Raw genomic sequence first — 1,321 nt, forward strand, 5'->3', positions numbered from 1 at the left:
TGAACCGCGCCGGGTTTGCCGGAGGCTCCAACTCCTGAGAAGGTGGAGCCTGTATGAGCAAGACGACGAACAAGTTTGCGCCGGAAGTGCGCGAGCGCGCGGTGCGTATGGTGGTCGATCACGAGCGCGATTACCCTTCCCGCTGGGCGGCAGTAGTGTCGATCGCGGAGAAGATCGGCTGCGTTCCGCAGACGCTGCATGAGTGGGTGAAGAAGGCTGAGGTGAACAGCGGCAAGCGTGCCGGTGTCCCGACCGAAGTAGCCGACAAAGTGAAAGCACTGGAACGCGAGGTTCGCGAGTTGCGACAGGCCAACGAGATCCTGCGCAAAGCGTCGGCATATTTTGCGCAGGCGGAGCTCGACCGCCCGTTCCGGCGATGATCGCGTTCATCGACGATCACCGCGATGCCTATGGGGTCGAGCCGATCTGCCGCGTCCTGCCGATCGCCCCATCCACTTACCACGAGCGCGTCGCGCAGCGACAGGATCCGACACGCCTGTCGGCGCGGGCACGGCAGGATGCGGCCCTCAAGCCCGAGGTCGCGCGCGTGTTCGCCGAGAACTTCGCGGTCTACGGTGTGCGCAAGGTCTGGCGGCAGATGATGCGGGAAGGCTTGCCGATCGCGCGCTGTACGGTCGCTCGGCTGATGCGGGAGATGGGCTTGCAGGGGGTGATCCGGGGCAAGCCGGTGCGCACGACCATCAGCGACAAGGCAGCATCTTGCCCGCTGGATCACGTCAACCGCCAGTTCTATACCCCGGCACCGAACAGGCTCTGGGTGTCGGACTTCACCTACGTCGCGACCTGGGCGGGGTTCGTCTACGTCGCCTTCGTCATCGACACCTATGCTCGGCGGATCGTCGGCTGGCGGGCCAGCAGGACGGCCCATGCCAGCTTCGTCCTCGACGCCCTGGAACAGGCGCTTCACGATCGCCGCCCGACCCATCGGGGCGGCCTGATCCATCATAGCGATCGTGGATCGCAATACGTGTCCATCAAGTACACTGAGCGCCTCGCTGAAGCCGGGATCGAACCCTCGGTTGGCAGCGTCGGCGATAGCTACGACAACGCTTTAGCCGAGACGATCAACGGCCTCTACAAGGCCGAGGTCATCCATCGCCGTGGACCCTGGCGATCCTTCGAAGCGGTGGAATACGCGACCCTCGAATGGGTCGACTGGTTCAACCATCGCCGGCTGATGGAGCCCATCGGCAACATCCCGCCTGCCGAAGCCGAAGATCAATATTATGCTGCCGCGGACAACATCGATATGGCAGCGTGACTCACAACCCACGGCCTCCGGCAGACCCGGCGCGGTTCA

1 protein-coding gene and 1 other annotated feature are annotated in these 1,321 nt (G+C 64.0%); the gene reads left to right on the forward strand.

Going from position 1 to position 1,321, the window contains the following annotated elements; all coding sequences use genetic code 11:
- The first annotated feature begins 53 nt into the window (after positions 1-53).
- A protein-coding gene (locus OO12_RS18340; RefSeq protein ID WP_152616512.1) for an IS3 family transposase occupies positions 54-1,282 on the forward strand; the annotation gives its coding sequence in 2 pieces (ribosomal slippage) (positions 54-342 and positions 342-1,282; 1,230 coding nt in all).
- Positions 335-451 (forward strand) — a sequence feature (AL1L pseudoknot). It overlaps the preceding gene by 117 nt.
- Positions 1,283-1,321 lie beyond the last annotated feature (39 nt).

The sequence above is a fragment of the Sphingomonas sp. ERG5 genome (assembly GCF_000803065.1).
GTDB lineage: Bacteria > Pseudomonadota > Alphaproteobacteria > Sphingomonadales > Sphingomonadaceae > Sphingomonas.